Annotated in this window: 17 protein-coding genes, 1 tRNA gene and 1 pseudogene; 12 read left to right on the plus strand and 7 right to left on the minus strand. The window is 45.6% G+C overall.

Translation table 11 applies throughout. The features are described from left to right. Nucleotides 1–126: 126 nt before the first annotated feature. Nucleotides 127–948, minus strand: a complete 822-nt coding sequence (rsmA, locus tag V2H45_RS06120) for a 16S rRNA (adenine(1518)-N(6)/adenine(1519)-N(6))-dimethyltransferase RsmA (protein ID WP_330482738.1) — start codon at nt 946–948, stop codon at nt 127–129. Between the two features lie 34 nt (nt 949–982). On the opposite strand from rsmA, the gene V2H45_RS06125 reads away from it, so the two are divergent. The 6 genes from V2H45_RS06125 to V2H45_RS06150 all read left to right on the plus strand — a co-directional run bounded on the left by V2H45_RS06125 (nt 983) and on the right by V2H45_RS06150 (nt 6,307). Then, nucleotides 983–1,576 carry a GNAT family N-acetyltransferase gene (locus V2H45_RS06125; protein WP_330482739.1) on the plus strand — a complete coding sequence of 198 codons (594 nt, stop codon included), beginning with the start codon at nt 983–985 and terminating at the stop codon, nt 1,574–1,576. 79 nt (nt 1,577–1,655) lie between these two features. Beyond that, a complete protein-coding gene (gene sppA, locus V2H45_RS06130; protein ID WP_330482740.1) occupies nt 1,656–2,453 on the plus strand; it encodes a signal peptide peptidase SppA in 798 nt (265 codons plus the stop codon). Nucleotides 2,454–2,551: 98 nt separating this feature from the next. Further along, nucleotides 2,552–2,625: transfer RNA gene (locus V2H45_RS06135), tRNA-Asp, on the plus strand. Between the two features lie 463 nt (nt 2,626–3,088). Next, nucleotides 3,089–5,107 (plus strand): eCIS core domain-containing protein, encoded by a 2,019-nt coding sequence (locus V2H45_RS06140; protein WP_330482741.1) that lies wholly within the window; start codon nt 3,089–3,091, stop codon nt 5,105–5,107. A gap of 52 nt (nt 5,108–5,159) precedes the next feature. Continuing rightward, the gene (locus tag V2H45_RS06145) at nt 5,160–5,540 is read left to right on the plus strand and encodes a hypothetical protein (protein ID WP_330482742.1); all 381 of its coding nucleotides are present in this window, start codon (nt 5,160–5,162) and stop codon (nt 5,538–5,540) included. A 125-nt stretch (nt 5,541–5,665) separates the two neighbouring features. Further along, a complete protein-coding gene (locus tag V2H45_RS06150; protein ID WP_330482743.1) occupies nt 5,666–6,307 on the plus strand; it encodes a hypothetical protein in 642 nt (213 codons plus the stop codon). Nucleotides 6,308–6,465: 158 nt separating this feature from the next. On the opposite strand, the gene V2H45_RS06155 is transcribed toward V2H45_RS06150, so the two are convergent. Further along, entirely contained in the window at nt 6,466–6,969 is a 504-nt protein-coding gene (locus V2H45_RS06155) for a porin family protein (RefSeq protein WP_330482744.1), read from the minus strand. A 411-nt stretch (nt 6,970–7,380) separates the two neighbouring features. Here V2H45_RS06155 and V2H45_RS06160 point away from each other — a divergent pair, with 411 nt between their 5' ends. The 5 genes from V2H45_RS06160 to V2H45_RS06180 all read left to right on the plus strand — a co-directional run bounded on the left by V2H45_RS06160 (nt 7,381) and on the right by V2H45_RS06180 (nt 13,916). Continuing rightward, entirely contained in the window at nt 7,381–9,345 is a 1,965-nt protein-coding gene (locus V2H45_RS06160) for a PAS domain S-box protein (RefSeq protein WP_330482745.1), read from the plus strand. Between the two features lie 11 nt (nt 9,346–9,356). Continuing rightward, on the plus strand, nt 9,357–10,862 hold the full coding sequence (locus V2H45_RS06165) for an ATP-binding protein (RefSeq protein WP_330482746.1): 1,506 nt from the start codon (nt 9,357–9,359) through the stop codon (nt 10,860–10,862). Nucleotides 10,863–11,020: 158 nt separating this feature from the next. Then, entirely contained in the window at nt 11,021–12,853 is a 1,833-nt protein-coding gene (locus V2H45_RS06170) for a two-component system response regulator (RefSeq protein WP_330482747.1), read from the plus strand. A 314-nt stretch (nt 12,854–13,167) separates the two neighbouring features. Next, complete coding sequence (locus tag V2H45_RS06175; protein ID WP_330482748.1) at nt 13,168–13,539, plus strand: hypothetical protein; 372 nt, start codon at nt 13,168–13,170, stop codon at nt 13,537–13,539. A gap of 20 nt (nt 13,540–13,559) precedes the next feature. Continuing rightward, nucleotides 13,560–13,916: a hypothetical protein gene (locus V2H45_RS06180; RefSeq protein ID WP_330482749.1), complete on the plus strand. Its 357-nt coding sequence runs from the start codon at nt 13,560–13,562 to the stop codon at nt 13,914–13,916. Between the two features lie 57 nt (nt 13,917–13,973). Here V2H45_RS06180 and V2H45_RS06185 read toward each other — a convergent pair whose 3' ends face one another. The 3 genes from V2H45_RS06185 to V2H45_RS06195 form a co-directional block, all read right to left on the minus strand. Next, nucleotides 13,974–14,360 (minus strand): response regulator, encoded by a 387-nt coding sequence (locus V2H45_RS06185; RefSeq protein ID WP_330482750.1) that lies wholly within the window; start codon nt 14,358–14,360, stop codon nt 13,974–13,976. 80 nt (nt 14,361–14,440) lie between these two features. After that, the gene (locus V2H45_RS06190; RefSeq protein ID WP_330482751.1) at nt 14,441–14,815 is read right to left on the minus strand and encodes a response regulator; all 375 of its coding nucleotides are present in this window, start codon (nt 14,813–14,815) and stop codon (nt 14,441–14,443) included. A 31-nt stretch (nt 14,816–14,846) separates the two neighbouring features. Then, on the minus strand, nt 14,847–15,962 hold the full coding sequence (locus tag V2H45_RS06195; RefSeq protein ID WP_330482752.1) for a sensor histidine kinase: 1,116 nt from the start codon (nt 15,960–15,962) through the stop codon (nt 14,847–14,849). Between the two features lie 63 nt (nt 15,963–16,025). On the opposite strand from V2H45_RS06195, the gene V2H45_RS06200 reads away from it, so the two are divergent. Next, nucleotides 16,026–17,342: a transposase gene (locus V2H45_RS06200; protein ID WP_330482753.1), complete on the plus strand. Its 1,317-nt coding sequence runs from the start codon at nt 16,026–16,028 to the stop codon at nt 17,340–17,342. Nucleotides 17,343–17,371: 29 nt separating this feature from the next. On the opposite strand, the pseudogene V2H45_RS06205 reads toward V2H45_RS06200, so the two are convergent. After that, nucleotides 17,372–19,159 (minus strand): annotated as a pseudogene (locus V2H45_RS06205) (PAS domain-containing protein); the annotation flags it as partial. Beyond that, on the minus strand, nt 19,143–21,590 hold the full coding sequence (locus V2H45_RS06210) for a response regulator (RefSeq protein WP_330482754.1): 2,448 nt from the start codon (nt 21,588–21,590) through the stop codon (nt 19,143–19,145). The pseudogene V2H45_RS06205 and the gene V2H45_RS06210, both read right to left, overlap by 17 nt. Nucleotides 21,591–21,631 lie beyond the last annotated feature (41 nt).

Raw genomic sequence — 21,631 nt, forward strand, 5'->3', positions numbered from 1 at the left:
AGTAGTCAGGGATCGGTGAATAGTTATTAGTGAACAGTTCTTGCCTAGGAAAATTGCGATCGCATCAAAGTGTAACTAATCAAAGCTTCATGCGATTGCGAAGATTTATGCCCAAATATTGCGTTCTTACATTGCAAGAATCGCCTCATTTAAGCTCACCCATTGAGCCACGCTGAGATCCTCAGCACGCACCTGCGGATCGATCTGCATTTCTTCTAGAAGCACCACAAGGCGATCTCGATCAATCAGCGACATCAAATTATTGCGTAGCATTTTGCGGCGGGTGGCAAATCCCATTTTGATCAGGGTTTCTAAAGCCTTGGGATCGGAGGCGGGTTGAATTGGTGATCGCGGTAAGAGGCAAACGACAGCTGAGTTAACTTTGGGCACGGGGTAAAAGGCTTGGGCGGGCACATCGCAAACAAATTGACATTCGGCGAGATACTGCATTCTCACGCTCAAAGCCCCGTAGGCTTTATGCCCTGCTTTTGCCACAAGGCGATCGGCAATTTCTTTTTGGACGAGCAGCACGACCCGCTCAAATTGCGGCTGGGGCTGCGCAATGCTACCCAGTAACTTTTCTAAAATCTCGCCCGTAATATTGTAAGGAATATTCGCAACCACCTTATTGGTGTAAGCAGGTAAGGGAATTTCTAAAATGCTGGCTTCGATCAGTTCTAATCGAGCGGACTCGGTTAAATTTTTGGGGAATAAATCTTTGGCGAACTTTTGGCGCAACTGCTGACATAGATCGCGATCGATCTCGACAGCGGTAACGGTTTTAACCCGAGGCAACAACAGACGCGTCAGATTGCCCGTACCGGGACCAATTTCTAAAATGCGATCGCTTTCGCTGAGTTGAGATGCCTGTAGGATTTTGTTGAGGGCTTTGTCACTTCGCAGCCAATGCTGACCAAACTGTTTGCGCGGACGGATCGTTAACAACATTAGGATAGAATTTAAGACATTTATTGTTGGGGTCGTGGCAGAATCATTCTTGAAAAACTCATTGTTTGATATTCGGCTAGCACAGCATAAGGATATTGCCAGAGTCGCTGAAGTTTTAGCAATAAGCTTTTACTGCGATCGCAAAGGAAATTGGACATTTCTCACCAACTGTTTTTACCCGATTATCCGTTGGGGAATTTCTGTCGATCTAAACAATCGCCTTCTCGATCTTACTCCCCACTATGCCTGTTTTGTGGTGACTCCAGACGCCGAACCCGATCGCATCGTTGCCAGTGCCGAGATTTGCTTGCGTCATATTCCCATTGGTTCGTCTTCTTTCCCCCTATTTAACTGGAATAGCGATCGCCAATATCCCTACCTATTTAACTTAGCCGTGCATCCAGACTGGCGGCGCAAAGGGGCAGCAAAACTGTTGATTAAGTCCGTCGAAAAAACCGCTAAAAGTTGGGGATGTTCGCAGGTATATATGCATGCCCTAGAGAATAACTTTGCCGCGCGATCGCTTTACGATGATATGGGCTATAACTTTCACCGCTTCGATCCAGAACTTAGCCAATGGCTCATGGGCAGCCCTCGCCGTCTCTTATTGAGAAAACCGATTAATTAGTCGAGTTAAAATGGATGAAGAACTTAAGCAATTAGCGTTCGGCTTTTTTAAGAACTTCATACCTGATAACGAAAAACAAATGATTTGGCCCTTCAACCGCAGATTTAAAAAAACGATCGCGAAAATTGAAATTACGGGTGCGATCGCCTCCCAAGCCCGCACCCGCATTCTCAAAGCTTTAGAATTTGTCCAAGAAAACCACTTTCCTGCTTTGGTGTTACGCATTGACAGCCCCGGGGGGACGGTGGGTGACTCCCAAGAAATCTATGATGCCCTGAAGCGCGCCAGAGAGAAGATCAAAATCGTCGCCAGCTTTGGCAATATCTCGGCAAGTGGTGGTGTCTATATTGGCGTAGGGGCTGACTATATCGTGGCGAATCCCGGCACGATTACGGGCAGTATTGGCGTGATCCTGCGCGGCAACAACCTAGAGAAACTCCTAGATAAAGTTGGCGTTTCTTTCAAAGTCATTAAATCAGGGCCTTACAAAGATATTCTTGCCTTCGATCGCGAACTTACCGAGCCTGAAAAAGAGATTTTGCAAGCCTTGATCGACAGCAGCTATAACCAATTTGTGCAGACGGTGGCAGAGGGACGCAAACTCAGTCCAGATGTGGTGCGATCGTTTGCCGATGGGCGCGTATTCACGGGCGAACAAGCTTTGGCACTGGGACTCGTCGATCGCCTCGGCACGGAGAATGATGCGCGGCGATGGGCTGCCGAATTGGTGGGGCTCGACCCTGAGAAAACCAAGTTTCACGCGATCGAGCCACCCAAGTCTTTGGTCAGTCGGTTTCTTCCTGGCGGTAATGAGGCGTTTACGCGCTTGCAATTTGAGGTTGAGACCAGTGGGATACCTCTGTGGATATGGCAATAAGGGGCATGGCAAACCTATTTTTAGAAAATGATTGACAAATATTGCTTTAATAAGCAAAATGGAGATCGCTTAAAAATAAACAAATTAAGTGACTACGAGGGATTGTAGTTCAATTGGTTAGAGCACCGCCCTGTCACGGCGGAAGTTGCGGGTTCGAGCCCCGTCAATCCCGTTGATAAATCTAGCTTACAAGCTTTACCATCTACGTAAGATTCAAATATTTTTAGGTCAATTCCTGATGCTATTCCAAGTTATTCGGGAGAAGGCTTACTGATGCAATAAAATTAGCGATCGCCAATCTTGTCGGCTGAATTGAAGCATGAAACCCCACCTCCTAACTGGTGCGATCGCCCATTTGGATATTTTTAAGGAATTAAGCAGCGATCGTCTATAAAAATTACGCTAAGTTATTAGCCGCGATCGATCTCAAGAGACTCTTCGAGTATCCCTACAAAAACTCGCACTCTAAGCGGAGTTTCGGCTAAAATATGCTCATTGCAAAAAAGCCGATGTTTTTATAGCGATCGCAAACATCTCTAAATCCTTTCTATGAGGAGCTTATGGATTTTTGTCAAGTCTTGTTGTTTGCAGCTTAACCTGAAATTTAGGTAATATTCAAAGAGAGGTGTTCGATCATGAGCGAATATGTAAGCAAGCCCGCAGCCCAATCATCATTTGTTCCACCTGCCGTACAAATTCAAACGCGCCCCTTTGCACCTTCTCAAGTCCAGCAATCTGCTGCACCACAAAACGCGGAATCCTCTCAAGCAGAAAGAGACTTAGAAAGTCAGGAAAAACAATCTTCTCAAAAAAATCTTTACTATACAGATTTGAGCTTCTCTGGTAACGATAACCGAGGCTCGACTGAGAGCGTGATGCAGCGAAAATGGCAGGGTATCGTTCAGCGATCTAAGGAGGGAGGCAACGCAGAACCGATGCCCAATCATGAATATGCCTTAGTACGCGGCTCGTCACAGAATATCATGCAACGCAAGTTGGACGAGATGCGGCAAAGGGTTATGGAGGGAGGAAACGCAGCATCTGACCCCAATTATGGGTATACGCCCGTACGCGGCTCGTCACAGCGCATCATGCAGCGAAAACATCAGGAAATGGTACAACGGTATAAAGAAAATCAAGCAAAAACGATTCAGGCTAAGTTAGCGATCGGGGCAGTGGGCGATCGCTACGAACAAGAGGCAGATCGCGTCGCATCGGAAGTCGTACAAAAGATCAATGCGCCAGAAAGCGTTCAACGGGAGGAAGCTCCAGAAGAGGAAGAGAAGCTCCAGATGAAGCCTGCAATCTCCTCAATTCAGCGCGATCCTGAGGAGGAAGAGGAAATTCAGATGAAACCGTTCTCCGAGGCAATACAGAGAGAAGGGATGCCAGAGGAAGAGGAAGAACTGCAGGCAAAGTCTTTGGTGCAAAGACGAGACACTTTAGCTGGGGGCGAAGCATCAGCAGATTTGGAGTCATCGATTCAAAGCGCTCGGGGTAGCGGTCAATCTTTAGATCCCAATCTGCAAGCAAAGATGGGTGAGGCAATGGGAGCAGATTTTAGCGGCGTGAAGGTGCATACGGATGCGAAGTCTGACCAGCTGAACAAATCTATACAGGCGAAGGCATTCACGACGGATCAGGATGTGTTCTTTAGGCAGGGAGCCTACGATCCGAGCAGTCGAGAGGGGCAGGAGCTAATTGCTCATGAGTTGACCCATGTGGTGCAGCAGAATGGAGCGGCTATTCAATCACAATCTATGGTCAACCGTTCTTTAATACAAACTAATCGTGGGAGAAGTAATGCAACCACAGAAGCGCCGGATTTGGATGCAATTTTGCCAGTGGCAAAACTGCATATGCATGCCGATCTTGACGCTCCTGGTATGAACTTATTAAAACAACTTAATTCGGGAAGTGTTGGTCATACTTGGGTCGAGCTTGAATGGAAAGATCCTACTAACATACCAGATGATTTGCCTGATGCTCATAAGAACCAACTTAAAACTGGTGGCGATCCATTCGGATTTTGGCCCAATAAATTTGAGTGGAAGGATTATGGAGGTCTATCGGAGGCAGAAATATTTAAACAGCTTTTGATAGATAATAAGGAGACTTATGATGAAACTTTCGCCGATCTTTTAGAAAGGTATCCTGACGCTCCCCGAGAAGAAATCATACAATATATGAGAGACGAGGTAATACAATCTGATGTAGATATAGCTCTAACTTGGGGTGGAATTCAGTTACGTGCCGCTGATGCAGTAGGTTATAGCCCAAATCCGTTTAAATCATATGTAGCTGGACAAGTCCTTCATCCAGATTATATGCATAATGCAAAAGCCACGCAATCTTACGATCTAACTCGTAAAGAAGTAGATAGCGTCCTACAATATGCAGAATCGAAGAAAAATGCCCAGTATTCAGTGTTCTTCTATAACTGCACTACATTTGCTAAAGAGGCAGTTGAAAGTGCTGGTAAACCAGCACCATCCGCAGGTATAGGCAACGTATGCATTCCTGACTCCCTATATAAGAGTATTGAAAAGAATTTTAATAAAGGAAGAGGAGAAACATCTTTATTGGTTGGGGACATTATGCAAAAACGTATTGGTCCAGAACTAGGAGGTGGAAAAAAGAAAAAGGGTAAGTAGAAAATTACTTTTTCTCAGTTGAAAGTTGTAGGTAAGGCTATCTAGGGAAAAAATGATAAACAAACTAGCATCGTGGATTCAGAGAGCTCTTGGTAAATCTAGCTTGGAGCAAAAAGAGCAAATGCCAGTTATAAGTAATGGATGGGTGATTACAGTTAAAGGAACCGTGCAAAGCATCTCTAAAACTGATGTGGACAAAGGCGGACATAATCCTAAATACATGTGTTTCTTTACCGTAAAAGATGATGAAATTGTTTATGAAAATTGCGATTTTCAATTAGGAGAAAAAATTCAATTTAGAGGTAAAGAAAAGCAAATCATTGAAGAGTTAGGTAGAGAGATGAAAATAGGAGATAAAGTTAATGTTAGAAGTACAGGCATTGAAAAAAAGCCAAGGATATTATCTATGACTCAAATTACTCTCATTGATTAATTAAGAGCCTAATTTTTTCTGAACATCTAATACTTTAATGTTTAGTAAGAAATCATTTTTGCATTAAAATTTGCATTAAAAAATTAAAATAAGTAGCGCTAGACAATAATTCTGACATTCTATTTATGAAAGCTCTGTCTTTGTCACAACTAGAAACATGGATGAGTTTCTACTATGACAATCCTCAACCCGATCTTATACCCAGAGCAATTTTTACGTTTCACAAAGAAGGTTATCTAACTAACGAATTAACTCAAGAACCAATAGTCTTTTTTTTGAGTTTTATCTTTCGAGATAATCCAACTAAAATAGCTGAATGGTTTTCTCAATTAAATGATTTGTCTATCTTAGATCGACAAGCGCTCGTTCGATCGCTTTGGATTTCAAATAATCACCAATCAAAGGAATATCTAGCTTATTTATCTCAAAATGGCGATCCAGAAATAAAAATGTTAATCGATCGGCTTTTGTCAATGTCCCCTCCAGAAATTGACAAAATACCCATTGATTATCCAAATGTTTTAGATATTTTATGGGCATCTTTTATAGCAACTGGATCTGAAATATATGTGAACCGTATCATATCAGCCTTATGTATCGAAAATAGTGAAGATTTTTTGGTCAATCAAATTATTCAAAAAGCAGCTAGATGGTTACTTATCGCGAATAAAAAATACCATGAAAGAGTTCGGTTGTGTTGTAGTCAATCAATGGAAAAATCAGAGGATGTGGCACTAATACTTCAAGAAATACTTACGGAAGTTTAATGTCTCTCTTTTTGTAGGAGTTTAAGCAGCTCTCAGGAACTGACACCTTGTAACGCGATCGCCGATTGCAGTTTCAGCCTACCATAATGGCTAAAAAAGCCCCCTTCCATTTTGGAAGGAGGCATCGAGGTAGATAAACTAAGATTTAGAGGTCGAACTTAGAATTGGAAGCCAACACCGCCTTGAACGGAAGTTCCAGCGGAGCCAATGGTCGAGCCACTGATGGGAACGATCGCATTACCATAGAGAACCACTTGTTTGCTGACACTAACTTCTGCGCCCGGTTGGAGCACAAAGGATTGGCGATCGCCTGTTAGCGTATTGTTATTATTTAAGTTAAAGGAACCACCAGCACCTAGATATACACTGGCGCGATCGCTAACAGGTAGGTCATAGGAAACCGTGGGAGTTACAGAGGTTCCACCATTGCCAAATAGAACTGTACTGCGAAGTGAGATGGGCGAATTGTCAAACTTTAGACGACCTGTAATATTTGCACCTAAAGCAGATGGGGTAGTTGCAAGGGCATTGAGCGAGACACCTGCGCCTAAGTAGCTACCAGGTTGTCCTACGACTTCGTCAGCTGATGCAGATGAGGCGATCGCGGTAATTGCAACAAGACCAAGGGCAAAAGGGATAGATAATTTGGTAAGAGAATTCATATTGGGTATTTCCTGCTAAACACGAGTCTATTGACTTGATAGTTTTTGATGTTGTTCCCAAGATTTTTTAAATTTGTTGGCAAGAATTCTATTTTCTTTTGTTTAGTAAAAGTGGGCTTTGTTATCTATGTCTTTAGAAGTATGTCATTCGACACACGGATATTGTTTTTACTGAAACTATATCTATATAAAGGATAGGTAGACTATTTTCTGTTAGTAAATCGTGTAAATTCCAATTTCTTTGTTGTTGCGATCGACCAAGGAACAAAAAGAGATTTATTTCGTCATCCTAATGAAATAATAAAGGATTCAAGTTGCACTCCTAAGCAATTCTTTCCTAAGAAGGAAATAGACCGATGGCTGAAAACCTCCTATAATTTAGGGACTTGCTGCCATTCCCTAGGAGTCTCCATGAGCAACTTCGATACAGCATCTGTTAAGGCAACCATTCTGATCGCCCACAACGAGCAACAGCAAAGTCACCTACTTGCGACGATCTTTAATGAGAGCAACTACAGGGTTAAATTTGCAAGCACGGGTTCAGCAGCTTTAGAGATTATCTCATCATCCCCACCCGACATGATTTTATTGGATCTCACCCTACCCGACATGGACGGTTATGAGATTTGCCAAAAGCTCAAAGCTATGCCAGCGATCGCCGATATTCCCGTAATTTTCCTAGTTGGGGAAACAGCGATCGCCGACAAAGATAAGGGGTATGAGGCTGGAGGCATAGGCTATCTGACGGCTCCTTTCCACAAACGGGAAGTGTTGGCTCAAGTTGAGACGCAGATCGAGCTGCGATCGCTCCAAAATCAGCAGATCGAACAAACCCAGCGACTAGAAGAGCTAGAGCTTTTATGCCAAACCACAGCGCAGGCTTTGCAAACTGCCGAAGAAAAGTTTCCCAAGGCTTTTTACTATAGCCCCACACCCTTAAATATTCTCGAATTAGAGAATGGGGAAATTGTTGATGCGAACGAAGCCTTTCTCTATCACTCTGGCTTTACCCGCGAGGAGGTGATTGGTCGCACAGACCTAGACTTAAATCTCTGGATCGATCTAGCTCAACGAGATCGGATGTATCAGCAGTTAAAAACCGAAAGATATGTGCGTGATTTTGAGGCTTGCCTGCGTTTCAAGACAGGTCTCAAAACGATGCTTCTTTCCATTGAGGCGATTCAACTGCAAGGGCAAGACTATTTTTTGGTTACCGAACATGACATTACTACGCTCAAAAAAGAACAGAAGGCTCGAATCGAGAGCGAGGAGAAATTTCAAGCGCTCGTAGCCAATGTACCTGGCATCGTTTATCGCTGTCTTTGCGATGATAATTGGACGGTCGTATTCCTCAGTCATGGAGTCGATGAGATCTCTGGATATCCCCCTGAGTCCTTTATCAGTGGTTCTCGTCTCTGGCGAGATATCGTGCATCCAGAGGATGTGAAAAAAGTGATGCAGCAAACGCACAAAGCAATTGCCTCAAGAAGCTCCTATGCGATCGACTATCGAATTATCCATGCCAACGGCAGCATTCGCTGGGTTTGCGGAACAGGGCGTGGTTACTATGCCAATGGCGAGACGGTGCAATGGTTAGATGGGGTAATCTTAGATATTAGCGATCGCAAAGAAGCCGAAGAGAAACTCCGCCAGAGCGAGGCCAAACTGCGAGAGTCAGAAGTAAAGTTTGCCTCAGCCTTTTATGGCAGCCCATTGGCGATTACGATCGTCTCTCTAGAAACAAGCCGTTATCTAGATGTCAACGACACGTTTTTGAAATATGCGGAACGCAGTCGTGAAGAAGTGATTGGTTATACAACCCTTGAGATTGGCTTTTGGAGCGAGGAGGGCGATCGCACGCGATTCTATCGCGAACTGAATGCGAATGGATTGGTGCGCAATTTTGAGACTTCATATCTCACGGGATCGGGAGAACTTCGCAACGCTATCTTTAGTGGTGAGATTATTCAGCTAAATGAAAAGCCACACCTACTGGTGGTGGGTGAGGATATCACCTCGCGCAAACAAACAGAACTAATTTTGCGACAAAGCGAACAAAAGTATCGCGATCTCGTGCAGACTGTCAACTGTATTATTATGCGCGTAAATGTAGAGGGTATTGTCCTCTTCCTCAATCGATACGGTTTAGATTTCTTTGGCTATAACGAATCAGAAATTATTGGGCGATCGATTTTTGACAAAGTTACAACAGAAAGTGAATTTACGCCTAAAAATCTTGAAATGCTGATCGAGCAGTTTTGTCTGCAACCTGAAATGGTCTATATGAAGGATGGGCAACACATTAGCTCCGATCTCCAACAATTTTGGCTGACTTGGCTTGTTAAGGCTATTTTCGACGTCGCGGTCGTGTTGTAGAACTGCTTGCGTTGGGAACTGATATCACCGATCGCAAGCGATCGGAAGAAGAATTAGCCCAGAAGAATTTCGATTTGGAAGCGGCTAAGCAGGCAGCCGAATCTGCCAATCAAGCCAAAAGCAGCTTTCTTGCCAATATGAGTCACGAACTGCGCACCCCCCTCAACGCAATTCTGGGTTTTACTCAAGTGATGCAACGCGACCTCAAACGCGATCCAGCATTTTTTCAACAATCGGCAGCAGCAAATTTGCAAATCGTTCAGAATAGTGGCGAACATCTGCTTTCTCTGATTAACGATGTGCTCGATATGGATAAAATCGAGGCGGGGCGGATGGAGATCCATCTCCATGCCTTCAATCTATATGGGTTGCTCCAATCTCTCGAAGAGATGTTTCGGCTCAAAGCCCAAGAAAAAGACTTAATGCTGATCTTTGAACGCATGCCCACAGTACCCCAGTATGTGGAAACGGATGAGGCAAAGCTTCGCCAAATCTTGATTAACCTTTTGGGAAATGCCGTCAAATTTACTGTTACAGGGAGCATTACTTTACGGGTGAGTGCTGCCAACCAAGCCCTCACATTTGCTGTTCAAGACACTGGATTGGGCATCAGTTCCGAAGAACTCAAACAGTTGTTTCTGCCTTTTTATCAAACTTCATCCGGACGAAAGTCTCAGACTGGTACTGGTCTGGGATTAACCATTAGCAAAAAATTTGTAGAACTATTAGGTGGTACACTCTCTGTCACTAGTATGCCAGAGCAAGGTAGTGTGTTCCAGTTTGACATACCCCTCAAAATGGCCGCGCCGATCGCGCTTGAAGGCATTCCAACCTATCGTTCTGTGGTCAAACTCGCTCCCGATCAGCCTACCTATCGCATCCTCGTCGTAGAGGACAAATGGGAAAGCCGCACCCTGCTGGTGAAATTATTGGAACCGATGGGTTTTGATGTGCGCGAAGCTCAAAATGGTCAAGAAGCCGTAAAAATCTGGGAAGATTGGCAACCTCATTTGATTTGGATGGATATGCGGATGCCCGTGATGGATGGCTATGAGGCGACGCAGCGGATTCGCGCCCATGTCAAAGGACAAGCCCCTGCCATTATTGCCTTGACAGCGAGTGCCTTAGAGCAAGAGAAAGCCACAATCTTATCTGCAGGTTGTAACGATTACCTGCGCAAACCCTTTCGTGACGATTTGATCTTTGACAAGATCCGCGAACACCTCGGCGTGCAATATATCTATGCCGGAGACGATCGCACATCAACCCCAAGCGATCGCGCTCAGTCCGATAGTAATGCTCAAATCTTAAAAAGTATGACGTTGTTGCGAAGTAGCTGGATAAAGCAACTCTACGAAGCCGCTACCTTTGCTGATGCAGAGAGGATAAGCCAATTGGTGGCGGAAATTTCTGATACTGAGCCTCAACTCGCGATCGCCCTGTTAAAACTGGTCAAAACCTTTCGCTGCGATACGATCTCAGACTTGGCAGAAGCCGCGATCGCTCAACAATCGTGACTTTAATGCGATTGTAGGCAATTTTTTATGTTTATACTCTAAGATTATTTTAAATTTAATCGATATCATCCCGTAAAAGTCGCGGATGATTATAGAAAGTGTAGAATCCCAAAAAAGTATCCATGCCTTTGGGCATAACCTTTCGTGCAGTAAATGTAATGACATCTCAACCTACGCCAGCTCAAGTCAATAGCAGCAAGGGAGACATCCTGATCGTAGATGATGTCCCTGAAAATCTTGAATTATTAACGACGATTCTCACGCAGCAGGGGTATAAGGTGCGGAGTGTCCTGAATGGAAAAACGGGGCTAAAGGTGGCAAAGGCAGTGCGACCCGACTTGATTTTACTTGACATTAATATGCCAGAGATGGATGGTTATCAGGTCTGTCAGAGGCTCAAGTTCGATCCAGTTACACAACCAATTCCAGTTATTTTTCTGAGTGCCTTAGATCGTGCGAGTGATAAGGTCAAAGCCTTTGGTATGGGGGGGATCGATTACATTCCCAAACCGTTTCAAGCAGAAGAACTTTTGGCACGGGTTAAAAACCACCTCGATCTGCGCTTTGCCCAAGAGCAAATTCAAAAGCTGAATAGCGAACTAGAGGCTCGAGTGATCCAGCGCACGGCGCAATTAGAAATGGAAATAGCGGAGCGCACGCGCATCCAAAATCAATTGTTGCATGTTGCGATGCATGACCTGCTCACCAATCTTCCCAACCGTACTTTTTTGACCCAACGACTCATGCAAATCTTCGATCGCAATCGACAGGCGATCGATGAAAGCCTTGTCTTGATTTTGCTGGAGTGCGATCAACTGCCATCGATCAACAACTCTCTCGGCCATCAAGCAGGCGATCGCCTGATCGTTTCAATTGCACGACGTTTGGAGAGTTGTTTGCAATCGGGAACGCTCTTAGCCCATTGTGGCAATGATACCTTTGCGATTTTGTTAGAGAACTGTCCGCAGATGAGCGAAGCGATGAGAATTGCCAAAAGTCTCTATCAAGAGACCCAATTGCCCTTTGGTATCGACGGTCACCTCATCCATATTAAAGTTTGTATTGGCATCGTTCAAGGCGATCGCGCGTACAAAAACTCCAAGCATCTATTGCGAGATGCAAATACGGCAATGCATCAGGCAAAGACAGCAGGAAAGGCAAATATTCAAGTGTTTAATGCGGCGATGCACAATCGCGCTCTATCCTTTTTTGAGATTCAGAACGAACTGCATCAGGCTCTTAAAGCCGAGGAACTCTATCTCGTCTACCAACCGATCGCCTCTTTAAGAAAGAATACGATCAAAGGGGTGGAAGCACTTATCCGCTGGCAACACCCCCAGCGCGGTCTGATTATGCCAGGGGAATTTATTTCTGTGGCAGAAGAAACTGGTTTGGTTATTCAGTTCGATCGCTATGTGCTCGACATGGCATGTACCCAACTTAGAGAATGGCAAAAGCAGGGATTGAGTCCTCTGTTTCGCATGCAAGTCAATCTGTCCGCACAGCAGCTAACTCAGCCAGATTTTCTAGACTTTTTGGACAAAACCATCAAAATCCATCAAGTCAATACCCAAAACCTTGCCTTAGAGATTACTGAAAATGCTCTCATGCAACAGCGTGAAGTCGTTCTCAAACTGCTCGACGAGCTTAAAACTCGTCAAATTCATGTCAGTATTGACGATTTTGGTACGGGTTATTCTTCTCTGAGTTATTTACATCATTTAAAGGTGGAAAATTTAAAGATCGATCGCTCTTTTATCACCCTCATGGAAGTCAGTAAAGATAACTTAGGAATTGTGCGCACGATCGTAAATTTAGCCCATGATTTAGGTATGACGGTGACGGCAGAAGGGGTGGAAACCGCCCAGCAATTGGAACAACTAAAAAATTTAAATTGTGAATTCTTTCAAGGGTACTTTTTGGGAAAACCGATGGATGTCAATACAGTAACCAGCAAAATCTTTCAAGAAAATTGCCTCTCCTATATTTAGAGATGGAATAGATGGTTTTGATTTAACCTGAGTTCGGGTTAAAGATTTCTGAACAAAGCAAGCTAACTTACTGGAACCAAGGGGTTTGATCCCCCTGCCCTATCGGGCATCCCCCTTGCAAAAGGGAAGTGAGTTCTCCCCCCTTTTTTCAAGGGGGGCTGGGGGGATCCTTGGGATGTATAGCATTTCAGGTTTTCTTATCCCGAACTGACGTTAGTTTTAGGCGAAGGTTTACTAAAAATGTCACGCCAACTAAAAAATTACCCGCACCACAGAATTCCCTCATTTTTTGCCGTTAGTTTGAACTGTAATACATGAATTTAGGGGTAACGGTTGTGAAAACAGTAGGGATTCTGCAATTGCTGGATGAATACATTGGAGGATTTGGAAGTTTCTCTGTTGGGAATTTCAATGACAAAACCCTTGCTGAGTTTTATCCAGAATATTGTGGTTTTGAGTTAGATCCGCACATATTTCGATACATCGGCAGAAATGTGCATGAAAAATTTATTGCTATTTTTTTCTCTGCACCACCCGATCAACGAGCAGACATCATCCGTGGGGTTTTAAAGAGATTTCCGCTAAATGCGCCATCTCATTGCCCAAAGTCGAGAACCCAAGATCTCTATGCAGAATTATTAGGTGTCGCTGAAGGACTAGAAAGTTTATCTCTCCAACTAGCATGATAAGGGGGGGGTGATTTACTTTGAAAGCAGAAGAAGTCTTGAGCTTGCTTCGTCAATATATTGGTTTGTCTGAAGATTTCGTGCTTGGGGATTTTACCCCTCAAACGCTCACTGAGTTTTATCTGGAATATTGTGGTTTTGAGGTAGAGCATTTTTTCTATCGATACCAAGGAAGCCCATATATCGAAGAAAATGTGTATAGAAGATTTATTGCGATTTTGCTGAGGTCATCCCCCGATCGCAAAGCCAAGATAATTCGTGGGGTTTTAGAGAGATTTCCACTAGATGCGCCATCTCGCCCAAAAACGAGAACCAAAGAGCTTTATGCTGAATTATTGAGTATTGCTGAGGATTTAGAAGGTTCATTGGTCAGATAATGAGGGGATTCTATTTTTATCGATAAACCTTCCGATCGAGAATTAGGGAATTCGCAACTACCAACCTAAGATCTTGGCGATTTGCAGAACCAGCTTAACGGAGCTGAAGGGCTTGGCGATCGCTCCCTTAACGCCGAGTTGAGAGATCCTGTGGGGTTCGGTGAGATCGGTGCGAGATGTGAGTAAGACGACGGGAATATCAGCAAGGGCTGGATCGGATTGCAGCTCTTGTAGAAAGGTAAATCCATCCATATCGGGCATCATGACATCTAGCAAAATCGCATCGGGCTTAGATTCTGCGATCGCTTCTAATCCATCCTTCCCTGAGGCGGCAATCGTGGGTTTCCAATCGCTAAAATATTCTAGACAAGCCCCCACAATTTGGCGAATGTTCTCTTCATCATCAATAAATAGAAGCCTTTTATCGGTGTTGGTCGTATTCATGCTTTCGGTCAGAAATTATCCTCGATCGCGATTAGCTCCATAATATCGTACAAAAATGAGGACAATCTGAGGAAAAATACCTACCAGCCCAACAATTGAGCAACTTGGTCGGCAAGGGTGATTGGATTGAAGGGCTTGGCGATCGTCCCTACTACCCCTAATTGAGTAAACTTTTCGCGATCGCTGGCTTGCACTTTTGCAGTTAAGAGAATCACGGGAATATTTTGGGTGTCTGGATTTTCTTGTAGGTTGCGATAAACGGTAATGCCATCCATCTCAGGCATCATCACATCCAATAGAATGGCATCTGGCTGCACGGTTTCCAAAAGTCTAAATCCTTCTCGCCCAGAATTTGCCAAGCTTACAGTCCAGCCTTTAAAGCTTTGTAGGCAAACCGCAATTACCTCAGAGAGGTTTGGTTCATCATCAATTAGTAGAATAGATTTAGCAGACACGAGTGGAACCTCCTATATATAAGAACATTTGCTAACTGACCCGATGGGGAATTGTAAATGAGAAGGTACTGCCCTGCTCCAATACACTTTCTACCCAAATCGTGCCACCATGCTGTTGCACGATGCTGCGGCAGATGGCTAAGCCCAAACCCGTTCCGCCTTTTTGGCGAGAGTCAGAGGCATCGACCTGATGGAATCGCTCAAAGACGCTCTCTAGCAGATCGGCTGGAATGCCACGACCGCGATCGCTGACATGAAAAACAACGCCATCGGCTTGCGATGCTACGGCAAGCTGCACTTTGCTCTGGGGCGATGAGAATTTCACGGCATTACTGAGCAGGTTGACTAGGGTTTGCACGATGCGATCGCGATCTACCCAAATTTGGATAGATTGCGTCTCAAAGGACAGTTCGATCTGATTTTCGGTAGCGATCGCCTGCATGGTTTCTAGAGCCTGCTGGCATAACTCGGCAGCATCGCACCATTGTCGATCTAGAGAGACGTTATGCGACTCTAGCCGCTCAAGGTCGAGAATGTCATTGACGAGGCGCACGAGCCTTTCTGTATCAAAAACGGCGATATCCAGCATGTGCTGGGCAGTTTCAGGCTTTTGCGATAACACGCCAGAGGCAAGCAGTCCCAATGCCCCGCGAATAGAAGCCAAGGGCGTTCGCAGTTCGTGACTGACGATTGAGATAAATTCGCTTTTTACCCGCTCAATTTTTAATTTATCGGTGATGTCTTCGCCAATGCCGATCACGCCAATAATCTCACCCGCTTGGTTGCGTAATAAGGTGTTATTCCAAGCGACGACTCTTTCCTTCCCTGCCTTGGTCAAAATGGCATTTTGATAGTGGGGATAGAAGTCTTCTTGCAGAATGTCCAAGAAAACACGGTTGACTTGCTCTTGTTCCTGCTGGGGTAGAAAGTTAGAAAACCAATCTTTGCCTAGAACTTCATCTAGTTTGTAGCCTGTGGTAGTGAGAAAAAATGGATTGATATATTCCACCTTTCCTGCATGATTTAGACCGACAACAATCAGGCGCACGTTATCGAGCAAAGATTGCCAACGACGGTTTGCTTCAGTGAGAGCAATTTCGTTCAGCTTGTCAACACCTATGCCAAACCGATAGATGAAAAATAGCATTTAGTCAAGAGGGCTTTTGGAGGAAACTGAGTTTAATCAGAACAAAATCTCCCTCAAAAGCCCATGTTTGACATCCTACCACTGCTGTATTGTCTGTCCAACTACATTACTGACACAACAACGCGTCAAATGAGCATCATTATCACCGCAATGTTAGCGATGAGTGGACGGATGACAATGTTGGGTATTTCGCGATGGGCTGGGAAAGGAGGTAGTTATCGAACCGTGCAACGATTCTTTGCAACGCAGTTGCCTTGGGCAAGACTCTTCTGGGAATTTTTTCGGCATCACTGTTGGCGGGTTCAAGACACCTATCTACTAGTTGGTGATGAAGTAGTCGTGAGCAAAGCAGGGAAGGAGACCCATGGGGTAGGACGGTTCTTTTCCAGTCTGTATGACCATCCGATTTCTGGTCTAGCCTTCTTTAGCCTTGCGTTGGTGAGTATCGAGGAACGCAAAGCATTTCCCATAAGTCTTGAGAAAGTGATTAGCAACCCACTCACCTCAGAAGCAATCCGTCCATCATCTACCCCCAAACAGAAACGGGGACGACCTCAAGGTTCAAAAAACAAGGATAAAACGCAGGTTACTCTGACTCCAGAGTTACTCCGCATCAAAGGTATGATTATCGCCCTGTTGGCTTTGCTCAGAGGACTAATCCCACTGAGTTATCTAGTGCTGGATGGGCATTTTGGCAACAATCATGCCTTGCAAATGTCGCAGCAAGTAGGTTTGTTTCTGATCTCCAAACTCCGACATGACTCGAAGTTATACCTACCCTACTCAGGTTCAGACAAAAAGTGTAAATATGGTGCTCGTCTCAATCCTCAACAGATCGGCAATACCCATCTGGTTCACTCCTCTATAGAGGATGGGATTCAAACCGATGTTTATCAGGTGCAAGCTCTGCATCAGAAATTTTCTCAACCGTTAAATATTGTGATCCTGCTCAAAACTAAACTTAACACGCAAGCCAAAGCCCACGTTATTTTGTTCTCTAATCACCTTGAACTCTCTTACCAAAAGCTGATTGACTATTACTCTCTGCGTTTTCAGATTGAATTTAACTTTCGTGATGCAAAGCAGTTTTGGGGGTTGGAAGATTTTATGCAAACCTCTGAGGTTGGTGTCACCAATGCCGCTAATTTATCGCTTTTTATGGTGAGTCTCTCTCTCCGTCTCTTACAAGATTTTCGCCATACCAATCAGGACTTGAGTATTCTGGATTTGAAGGCAGGGTTTCGTGGGTTCAAGTATGTGCAGGAAGTCCTGAAATTACTTCCGCAAAAACCAGACCCTATTTTATTAGCATCTATTTTTTCCAAAGTTGCTAATTTAGGGGCTATCCACCCTATTCCTTCGTTTGCAGATACCCTTTGATTTGGCGAAGGTATTGGCTTGTTGGATGTAATATCGTAGAAAACCATGAGCATGGTTTCAATCTCACCATTAAGATCGTATTCGGGAATGATATGCGCTCGGTAATATCCCATTCCCCCTCCCTTGGGTAAGACTTGTGCGACTTCATACTGTTGTTCTTCGCCTGTTTCCAACAGCTTTTTGACAGCAGCTTGCGCCAGCCCGATATTGTTTTGAGGGAAGCCCATCGAACAAGCTGTTTTGCCAATTAACTCAATGGGGGAGAGTCCCGACCTTTTCTCGGAGGCAGGGTTGGCATAGAGGTAGCGCATTTGGCGATCTATTCTTGCGATCACGTTCGGCGAATTTTCGACAAGGGCAAGAAATTCCTGTTGGCGTTTGTAAAGCTCGGCGGTACGCTCGGCAACGCGAAGTTCGAGTTCGGCTTTGGCTTGCTGAAGTGCGAATTCGGCTTGCTTGCGATCGCTAATATCGACAAAATAGCCGATAATTTCGATGGGGTTGCCGCGATCGTCGCGCACGAGATACATTTCATCCTTGATCCAAATATAGCGACCTTCCTGATGCAAAAATCGATATTCATGACGATGGATACCCCGTTCAAATAGCGAGGATAATTCGGCAAAAACCCTAGTGGCATCATCTGGGTGAAGGTGGTCTGCCCAGAAGTTAGGGGTTTCTAAAAACTCCTCTGGCTCGTAGCCCAGGCTAACTCGCACATTCTCGCTGATGAAGGTCGCTGCGTAGTTGTCATCTGCTTTACAGCTATAGGTCGTGGCGGGACTAGCCGTCAAGAGATATTGATAGCGTTCCTTTGAGAGCCGAAGTGCTTCATAGAGTTCTGCCTGTTGAATCGCGATCGCCAACTGCACGGATAACTGCTGAAGCAAGCGAATATCGGTCTCTTCCCAAATGCGTGGCACAAAACATTGATAGGTACATAGCAAGCCCCATAGTGGGTTAGTTTCGTCGTTTGGGCGCAAAATTGGCACGATTAGACTTGCCCTTGTGGGAAAGCTTGCTAGCAACTCCAGATGGCAGGGGCTGAGATTCGCCGTATAAACATCCGATGCGGCAAAAATTCTTCCTTCTCTGTATGCTCCCCCCATGGTTTCAGGGAAGTGAGCATCGCTCAGTTGTCTGTGGAAACAGGCTTCCCAAGGGGGTAAGACCGACTCGGCAACAACCGCTCCGCTCATATCGGGATTGAACTGGTAAACGACCGTGCGATCGGCATGTAACAACGCTCGGACTTCTCGGACAATGGTGTTCAAAACCTCTTCTACATTCAGAGATTGCCGAATGCGAAGCGCGATTTCTGCAATTAAGCTTTCCTGTCGCTGCGATCGCTGGAGCTGACGAATCAGGACGATGCGATCGCTCACCTGATTGACACAGAGTGCGAGGGAAACCGCAGTGATATCCCCTTTAACCATGTAGTCTGACGCTCCTAATTTCATCGATCGCACGGCAATTCGTTCATCTCCATATCCTGTCAGAACGATCGCAGGTAGCTTGCCATCGGGGTAGTCTGTGCCGATGGCTTCTAGCAGTTCTAAACCATTGCCATCGGGCAAATATACATCCACCAATAGAATGTCTGGATGCTGCGATCGCCATACTTCTAGACCTTCCTCTAGCGTTTCGGCTTCGATGATGCGATAAGACCGCTCTGGCACTGACTGGAGATAGCGAAGGTAGGTGGCGCGATCGCTCTCAGAATCATCCACGATCAAAACAGTCATGGTTGATGGCTGGCGATCGGGAAAGTTAGTACTTCCTAAATCTGGGAAACTGAGGTTAGGGTTTGGATCCATCTTGGCTGACCTCCCCTTTTACTTCGCTGACTGCAACGACCTGATTTCTGCCTGCCGCTTTAGCTCGATACAGTGCGGCGTCCATCTTGCGGTACAACGTCTCTAGATTATTACCATCTGTGGGGTATTCGGCCACACCTGCACTAAAAGTAACGTAAAAGATTTCTGCCCCATCCGTTAAGAATTGTTGCTGTCGCCATATTTCCAGCAATTTCGTCAGGCGCTCTATGCTCTGCTGGCGATCGGCTCCATACAAACCGACGACAAACTCTTCACCACCCCAACGCATGGTCACATCCTCACTGCGAAAGTACTGTTGTAAAAGACTGCCAAATTGCTTGAGCACCGTATCGCCCATGCTATGCCCATAGCGATCGTTCACCTGTTTAAACAAATCTAGATCTAAAATTGCCACGCAGAGGGTCTGATGGTTGCGCGTTGCCAGCCGCAAAAGCTGCGTGAGATTTTGGATGCCGCGACGATGGGTATATACGCCCGTGAGCCCGTCAAAATCGGCTGTATGTCGCGATAGGCGACTGCGTTCTAACCGACTGAGAATGCGCGTATGTAAATCTTCTTCGCCGATCGGTTTGCTGAGATAGTCATCGGCTCCTGCGGCAAACAGTTGTCGAATCGTGGCGCGATCGCTGTGGGCAGACAAAAACACGATCGGCAAATCGTGCCACAGACTAGCCGTGCGGACTGCCTGACACAGATCGATGCCGCTATAGTCGGGCATGATCAGATCGAGAATCAGCAGGTCGGGTGAGGTGGCTTCGAGGACTTGCCAAAACTGATGGGGATCTTGCAAGGTTGTCACCTCTAGCCCCCAACGCTCTAAAAAGGTTTGCATGAGCTGGAGAATATGGGGATCGTCATCGACCACCATAACTTTATGGCGATCGCGATGATGTTGGTGCAGTATCTGCGCGATCGTATTGAGAATTTCCTCTGCCAAGGCAGGCTTTTCGATAAACGCACATCCGCCATTGCGTGCCGCTATGACGCGATCGCTCAGCCCACTAGAAGATGTCATCATCACCGTCGGAATTTTTAGCTCCCTTTGTGCCAGCTCGTTTAAAAAGGTCAGTCCAGTTTCAGTATGTTCGGGAAAGACCAGATCTAGCAAAATCACATCGGGTGTCTCTTGGGCAATCTTGACTCTGGCGGTTACCAGATCGTAAGCCGTTTGCACGCGCATTCCTAAGGTTTCTGCCTCTTCTTGAATATCTTGGACAACCACATCGTCATCGTCCACAATCAGTAATAGAGGGGCTTTGGACCCATGGGGCTGGGAATTTGGTACTGAGGGCGAAACCGCGATCGCAGGAAAATCACTGGTACTTGCCTGCAAATCAGCGATCAGTTGCTTTAGGATCGCCGCATCTGGAGGTGCGAGAGGCGCATCGCTTTTTAAAAATTGCTCGATCTGGCGCGCGATCGCTGAGCCTGCGGGAAAACCCAATGAACCCAGCGAACCAATCAGGCGATGGGCTTGCAGGTATGCTCGATCCCGTAAATCTGGGTCTAGGTTCTCATGGGCGATCGCTGTTACCACGCGATCGAACAGATCGATCTGCTCTGGCAGGCTAGCTAACACTTTTTGGCGAATCTTGGCGATCACGGTTTGCTCCTTTGCCTCCGCAGCACTGACAGATGGCACCGCCTCTATCGGCTCGACTGCTTTAATTTCTAAAGATTCAGCTTCTAAAGATTCAGCTTCTAAAGGTGCGGGCATTCCCTCCGAAAGGTCGCGCAATCGATATCCCAAACCGTAAACTGTCTCAATCGGATCTTGAGCCATTCCCGCAGATTTGAGTTTTTGCCGCAATCCCTTAATGTGCGTCGTGACCGACTCTTCGCCCGGAAACTCACCCGCTGTCCACACCAGATCGAGCAAAGCACTGCGGCTATACAGTTGCTTGGGGTGTCTGAGCAAAACCTCTAACAGCCCATATTCTTTTTGCGTTAAGCGTAGGGGTTTGTCGTCATAGCTTACCGTTCCCGATCTGAGATCGAGACGAAGTTGCTCCCAAGTAAACACTTCCGATCTATCGAGATCGGGATTGGCTTGACTGCGGCGTAAGAGGGCGCGAATACGGGCAATCAGTTCCTGAATTTCGTAGGGTTTGACCACATAATCATCTGCACCTGCCTCTAACCCCCTGACGCGATCGCTCGTGCTATTTTTAGCCGTTAACAGCAATATTGGCAGTTTGTAATCCGCAGCCCGTAATTTGCCACATAGACCGATCCCATTGCCATCAGGGAGCATCACATCTAAAACGATCAGATCGTAGACATAGGTTTCGATCTGCGCCCAAGCTGCCTTAGCCGTATCCACGGCATCGATCGTGTAGTAATGCCCTGTCAATGCCACTGCCAACGCTGAAGCCGCATAGGGGTCGTCCTCTACCAATAAAATCTTCACATCAGTTGCTCCAGCCTTGTACCTTCAAGATATCTCGGTAG

Origin of the sequence: Tumidithrix elongata BACA0141, assembly GCF_036349135.1 — a bacterium.
In the GTDB taxonomy this organism is placed as follows: Bacteria; Cyanobacteriota; Cyanobacteriia; order Pseudanabaenales; family Pseudanabaenaceae; genus Tumidithrix; species Tumidithrix elongata.

What these genes read in the sequence shown, in the direction of transcription:
- rsmA (WP_330482738.1), bottom strand. Translation starts at nt 948, where the DNA reads ATGTTGTTAACGATCCGTCCGCGCAAACAGTTTGGTCAGCATTGGCTG.
- sppA (WP_330482740.1), top strand. Translation starts at nt 1,656, where the DNA reads ATGATTTGGCCCTTCAACCGCAGATTTAAAAAAACGATCGCGAAAATT.
- V2H45_RS06140 (WP_330482741.1), top strand. Translation starts at nt 3,089, where the DNA reads ATGAGCGAATATGTAAGCAAGCCCGCAGCCCAATCATCATTTGTTCCA.
- V2H45_RS06145 (WP_330482742.1), top strand. Translation starts at nt 5,160, where the DNA reads ATGATAAACAAACTAGCATCGTGGATTCAGAGAGCTCTTGGTAAATCT.
- V2H45_RS06150 (WP_330482743.1), top strand. Translation starts at nt 5,666, where the DNA reads ATGAAAGCTCTGTCTTTGTCACAACTAGAAACATGGATGAGTTTCTAC.
- V2H45_RS06155 (WP_330482744.1), bottom strand. Translation starts at nt 6,969, where the DNA reads ATGAATTCTCTTACCAAATTATCTATCCCTTTTGCCCTTGGTCTTGTT.
- V2H45_RS06160 (WP_330482745.1), top strand. Translation starts at nt 7,381, where the DNA reads ATGAGCAACTTCGATACAGCATCTGTTAAGGCAACCATTCTGATCGCC.
- V2H45_RS06170 (WP_330482747.1), top strand. Translation starts at nt 11,021, where the DNA reads ATGACATCTCAACCTACGCCAGCTCAAGTCAATAGCAGCAAGGGAGAC.
- V2H45_RS06175 (WP_330482748.1), top strand. Translation starts at nt 13,168, where the DNA reads ATGAATTTAGGGGTAACGGTTGTGAAAACAGTAGGGATTCTGCAATTG.
- V2H45_RS06185 (WP_330482750.1), bottom strand. Translation starts at nt 14,360, where the DNA reads ATGAATACGACCAACACCGATAAAAGGCTTCTATTTATTGATGATGAA.
- V2H45_RS06195 (WP_330482752.1), bottom strand. Translation starts at nt 15,962, where the DNA reads ATGCTATTTTTCATCTATCGGTTTGGCATAGGTGTTGACAAGCTGAAC.
- V2H45_RS06200 (WP_330482753.1), top strand. Translation starts at nt 16,026, where the DNA reads ATGTTTGACATCCTACCACTGCTGTATTGTCTGTCCAACTACATTACT.